Below are 5,165 nucleotides of genomic sequence, written 5' to 3'. Positions count from 1 at the left end.
AGCATACGCGCGCAAGGCGCCTGTGTGGTCATTCCCCAGCGCAAAAACCGCCTCGACAGACGCCCGTTCGATAAAGCCCTGTTCAAAGCGCGCCATCTCATCGAGAACTTCTTCTGCAAACTCAAGGAGTTCAAGCGCATCGCCATGCGCAGCGACAAGACAGACAGGTCATTCTCAGCCATGATCTATCTCGTGGCCGCAGTCATCAATTCACGCTAATCCCCAACAGGCCCTGGTAGAAACCAGAATCTTTTCCCATCTGGAGAAGATCGACCAGATGGAGAAACTGAAATCATCTGTGGAATCCGACTCCTTCTATTAGTTCTCAGCCGTTCAGTTCCGTTGCGTTCCTCTCGCCAATCTTCCGGATATGTTTCGAGTTCGCCTGTAAAAATATAATCATCGTCGCCTTCGGTCGTAGGTGTCAGATAGCCGGTGGTATCATTCTCCTCGTCAGTAAGGGGTACATCGTCAATATTTCTCTGAATAAAACGGATGCCACGATCGTCATTATTTTTAGTAACAACATGAAATTCATGCCCACAATCCCGACAAAAACGTGTTGGATACAAACGGTGGCCGGGAGCCTTTGGATCTTCGAGTTGACCTTCGAAGAGTACATGTCGTGGATTCTCTGCCAGCGTAGTAAAAATTTCTCCTGTACCTGATATAAACTGGTGCAGCTTAAATGCGAGAAACGCTTTTTCGCCGAAACCTCCACGATTGCTCTCGGGGAGGCTGATCTGAGTAAGAAAGTTTTCAAGACGATGTCGACAAGTCTCGAAATCGATGCCGCTGTTTTGAGCCAACAAAGCAACAGCATCACTAAATGGAATAGGTTTCTTTCGCTTCAGTTCCTGCCCATCATCAAGACCGATAGCCAGTTCCACCCAAACAGCCAGAGGATGCGTCTTCAAGACCTCGTCAGTCAGTATTGCCGGCAGTGGGGACATAAGAATTTCTGGAAGCTCTTTACTTATATCTTCAAGCTTCAACTGATCATCGGTAGCACGTTCAAGAGATTCATCGATGACATTTTCTGGACCAACAGGTACGCCAAATAAACGTGATGCAACATCAGCAACAGCTTGCGCCCGACTTTCCTCCGATCCTTCAGTTGCCATTGTCGCTGACGTCCCGATACAGATTGGAGCTTTTTCCGGCGTACAACGATTACGAATACGTCGAACGAGAATGGCGACGTCAGCACCCTGCCGACCGCGATAAGTGTGCAATTCGTCAAGAACAATAAAATCTAAGCTAGATGCATTGTCGACAACTTTTGTATCGAGACAATCTTGTCGCGTCAGAAGCAGTTCGGCCATCATGAAATTAGTAAGAAGAATATCTGGCGGATTGTTCGCAATTTTTTGTCGTTCTTCTTGGCTTTCCTGCCCTGTATAGCGACGCACAATCGGCCTGAATTCTTCGGGTAAGCCAGATTGATTAATAAATTTTTCGATTTCATTCATCTGACTATTTGCCAGAGCGTTCATTGGATAAATAATAATAGCTTGGGTTCTACGTGCTTTACCCTGCTTCCGCGCACGGACGATAGCGTCAATTATTGGCACAAAAAAGCAGAGGGATTTGCCAGAACCAGTTCCCGTTGTAACCACATAACTTTGCTGAGCTCGCGCTTTAGCAATTGACTGAGCCTGATGACGATAAAGACGTACCGGTACAGATTCGAATCGAAATATTTGTCCAGTTGCTTCGTCCAGGTCGCCTGAAGCAACAAGGTCGCTGACCGTCGCCCCCTGAAGAAAACGCGGATTGATTGACAGCAACGCGTCTGGCCAGAAGTGCTTAGCATCATATTGACTGTCAATTGCTGACCGAAGGTCTTCTGCCCTGATAGAACTGAAAGAGCGCGAGAAACGAGCATAGGAGTCAATAATATAATGATCGAATTCAAACGCCTTCATCATACATCTCTTTTATTTATATTTTGCATAATGTGCACAATAAATATTGCATATTTCATGATCTGTAATTGATCGTTTCGTGCTAGTTCTCTGTCATGCTCAACTATCTCTCTCCCCAATGATTAGTTATAGTAGCGTAGTCGCTAGACCAACCTGAGGCCCCGTCTCGGCAAGACGCCGATCCAGAGTGCATAATGTCGCTCCTTGATCCGCGCACACGGCTAAGTGAAGAGCATCTCCCGCACGTAAACCCAGAGCATACTGGTCCGAGAATCTCGCTGCCGTCCGGAAATTCTGACTAGTCAAAGGTAAAATACCAAAGCTTTCTGTGCAAAGCCGCGTGAACATTGCTAGGCTATTCGCGCGGTCTGTGACGTTAATTTGGCCTGTACGAAGTTTAATAGACAAAGCTGATGAAAACTCCGTGATAACCCAGTCACTAATGAAAAGATCTTCGACCACTTGTGCAGCTAGCCATTCCTGCATTCGGCTCGTTTCTGCCTCATTGGTGAGGGCAGCCACCAGCACCGAAGTATCGATATAAAGGGTCAATACCGGGCCTCATCGCGCATCTCGCGAGCAGTGTCTGCTGCAGATGTTTTTTGTAAGGTCATAGTATTGGTAAGTGAGCGCAGAACGCTTACGGAAATTGGTTTACGCATTGACTCTGCGTTAACGAGTTGGGCAACAACCTTGCCACGGCGAAGGATACGAACGGACTCTCCGTCCTTGGCCAAGTCAATCAAACGACTGAGATGAGCTTTGGCTTCCACCAGATTGACGGTCTGCATTCCATCCTCCGAACCATTAAACTAGTCACTTATAGCGAGGAAGCTATGTCGTGCCTACCAGAATATGCGCTCAATCGCCTGTCTATTTCTATCACTGAGCAGACATGCAGATCAGCGGAGAGTAGCAGAAAGTCGCTTATTGGAGGAGATGACCGAAAGTAGTCATTCGCAGCACTTACGATCATGACGGCTACCGATCAACTAAAGTCGCAGGATGGTAAATGCGTGAAGGTCCCCATCGTTGTGCTGAATAATTCCAGATTGCCGACAGATCGGCTTGGGCCGCCGGCCTTAAAAGAAAACGCATCGCCGGAACTGTTTAGCCTTCGCGGCGAGGGAGTCTTCTATGTCGGCCGGCTCGGCTGCACCAGATTTTTCGCCTTCGATCAGAGCGGATCGAAGGGCTTCTAGCCGTGTCTCCCGCTCTTCAAGAATCTGCAGACCAGCGCATACGACGTCGGTCGCTGAGTCGTAGCGTTCACCTTGCACCTGCTGGTCTACGAAATCCGCGAAATGGTCGCCGAGTGAGATTGATGTGTTGCGTGGCATGGGGTGCCTCCTCCTTATGCCTAAACGGTGCACCAATTGTTGGTACAATGGTAACGCACGAATGCGGTACGGTATCGTTGCATCCGTTCGTGATGCAACGACAAAAAAAGATGGAGAGGCGAGGGAGCAAAGGCAAAAATAAGGATGTTTATAGGATGCAATTGGGAAGTGTATTGTCGCGGAAGCTAGAGGGTGTTATGCGCCTTGGGCGAGCATAGCTGCATTTCTTAGCATGAAGCACGCGAACCCGATGACATGGAGACTTGCGAGGGTTGAGGCATAACGCTCGTAATCCTTGACGAACCTGCGGCAGCGTGTTGCCCATGCGAAAGATCGTTCAACGACCCATCGGCGCGGCAGCAAGACAAAGCCGCGTTTGGCTTCGGGCAACCTGACGACCTCAAGGGCGATCCCCTGGGCCCGTGCTGCCCCGGCAGGTTTCTCGCCGGTATATCCCTGATCGACATAGGCCAGTTCAACGCTCTCGTCTGTAGCATCCTGAATGGTGGCAGCAAGACGTCCCACCTCGGCGCGATCATCCCGACTGGCTGGTGTGACATGCAGGGCCAGCAGGTGTCCCAGCGTGTCCACGGCCATGTGCAGCTTTGATCCCTTTTTGCGCTTGGCCCCGTCATATCCGGCGCGGGAACCGCTTTCCGGCGTCGAACGTAATGTCCGGCTGTCGATAATGGCTGCCGTTGGCTCCGCCCTGCGGCCAGAAGCGATACGCAGCACGGCACGCAGATCAGACACCAACGCATCAAAACAGCCTGCCTCCATCCAGCGACGGGATTGCTGGTAGACCGCTGACCACGGCGGAAGGTCGTTCGGCATGGCCCGCTAGGCTATCCCGTAGCGGATCACGTAACGCAATCCATTGAATAGTTCGCGCAATGCGTGATGTCGTTGTTGCGCATCCTCGCGCATCAGGACCAGATACGGGACAACCAGAGACCATTCTTCGTCTGATACATCAGAGGGATACGGTTTGCGTGCAGGCGTCATCCCTCATTACTGCACCAATCAGGCATGAAAGTACATAACACCCTCTAGCAGCCTGTCGGGTTGGCCATTTTGAGGGTCATAAGGCGGAGGCTAACCTGGCTTATGCTGCGTGAAGCCGTGCCATTCTTTTGCAGTTGTATGCGAGCGCAACGAGGGTCCATTCGGTCGTGACTTTTGCAAGGCCACGCAGGCTGAACCTTCTGAAGCCCATGATGCTTTTGATAATTCCAAAGACCGGCTCCACGGTCTGTTTTCGTAGTCTGTAAAGATCTCCGGCTTCTGTGGTTTCCAGCCTGTCCTTCATGGCAAGCCGCCAGGGTTCGGTTATCCGGCGTGGCTCCCTTTCTGCGGGCCGGGGTCGGAAGTCGTAAGGTCTGCGGGCACAGGGCCGTCCAATGGCGACCAGCGGATCAATGCCCTTTTCCCGCAGTTTCCGGACCGCCTGCCCGCTGGCGTAACCGGTGTCGGCGAGCACTGTCTTTGGGAGACCGATCGTGTTTTCCATTGACAACACGGTGCTGGCAAAGGACGGCGCGTCCGCTGACGTGGCGACAACGTCGGTTGTCACGATCAACTGGCTGCCTTCGGCGCACACCACGGCCTGGGCATTGTAAGCCTGCCGGAACTCGTGGGCGTCCGAACGCCGCATGAGGCGGCTGTCGGGATCAGTCAGACTGATCTGTCGGTCGGGTGGTGGTTCATCATCGGGCGGTTTGGGCGCCCGGCCGCGACGCCCTGTTTTCGCATCATAAGCGGCTTTCTTCTTCTCGTAGGCCGGTCGCGCCGCCTCGGCCTGCGCCTTCGCATCAGCTTCCAGCCGGGCGCAGGCTTCGTCCAGCTTCGCTTTCAGCGTTTCCCGCCGGGCAAGCTCTTCCGGCAATGCCTGCGGATC

The 5,165-nt window shown here is 52.0% G+C and carries 5 protein-coding genes and 2 pseudogenes; 1 reads left to right on the top strand and 6 read right to left on the bottom strand.

Annotated features, from left to right (window positions below; all coding sequences use genetic code 11):
- Positions 1-219, top strand: a pseudogene (locus CFR76_RS17095) (IS5/IS1182 family transposase); the annotation flags it as partial.
- Here the strand turns inward: CFR76_RS17095 and CFR76_RS17090 are convergent.
- From CFR76_RS17090 to CFR76_RS17060, 6 genes and pseudogenes are all read right to left on the bottom strand, one after another.
- Entirely contained in the window at positions 216-1,931 is a 1,716-nt protein-coding gene (locus tag CFR76_RS17090; RefSeq protein WP_244191999.1) for a DEAD/DEAH box helicase, read from the bottom strand. The pseudogene CFR76_RS17095 and the gene CFR76_RS17090 overlap by 4 nt on opposite strands.
- A 123-nt stretch (positions 1,932-2,054) precedes the next feature.
- The gene (locus CFR76_RS17085) at positions 2,055-2,480 is read right to left on the bottom strand and encodes a type II toxin-antitoxin system VapC family toxin (RefSeq protein WP_110557932.1); all 426 of its coding nucleotides are present in this window, start codon (positions 2,478-2,480) and stop codon (positions 2,055-2,057) included.
- Entirely contained in the window at positions 2,477-2,719 is a 243-nt protein-coding gene (locus CFR76_RS17080; protein WP_110557931.1) for a type II toxin-antitoxin system Phd/YefM family antitoxin, read from the bottom strand. Before CFR76_RS17080 ends, CFR76_RS17085 begins: the two co-directional genes overlap by 4 nt.
- 291 nt (positions 2,720-3,010) lie before the next feature.
- The gene (locus CFR76_RS17075) at positions 3,011-3,268 is read right to left on the bottom strand and encodes a type II toxin-antitoxin system ParD family antitoxin (RefSeq protein ID WP_110557930.1); all 258 of its coding nucleotides are present in this window, start codon (positions 3,266-3,268) and stop codon (positions 3,011-3,013) included.
- A gap of 195 nt (positions 3,269-3,463) precedes the next feature.
- Positions 3,464-4,273 (bottom strand): annotated as a pseudogene (locus CFR76_RS17070) (IS5 family transposase).
- Positions 4,274-4,373: 100 nt separating this feature from the next.
- Positions 4,374-5,165: transposase (locus CFR76_RS17060; RefSeq protein ID WP_146222723.1), on the bottom strand; the 792-nt coding region annotated here is incomplete at its 5' end.

The sequence above is a fragment of the Komagataeibacter swingsii genome (assembly GCF_003207895.1).
GTDB classification, from domain to species: domain Bacteria; phylum Pseudomonadota; class Alphaproteobacteria; order Acetobacterales; family Acetobacteraceae; genus Komagataeibacter; species Komagataeibacter swingsii.
Note: the sequence above shows the minus strand (reverse complement) of the source record. Positions and strands in the feature narration are given on the sequence as shown.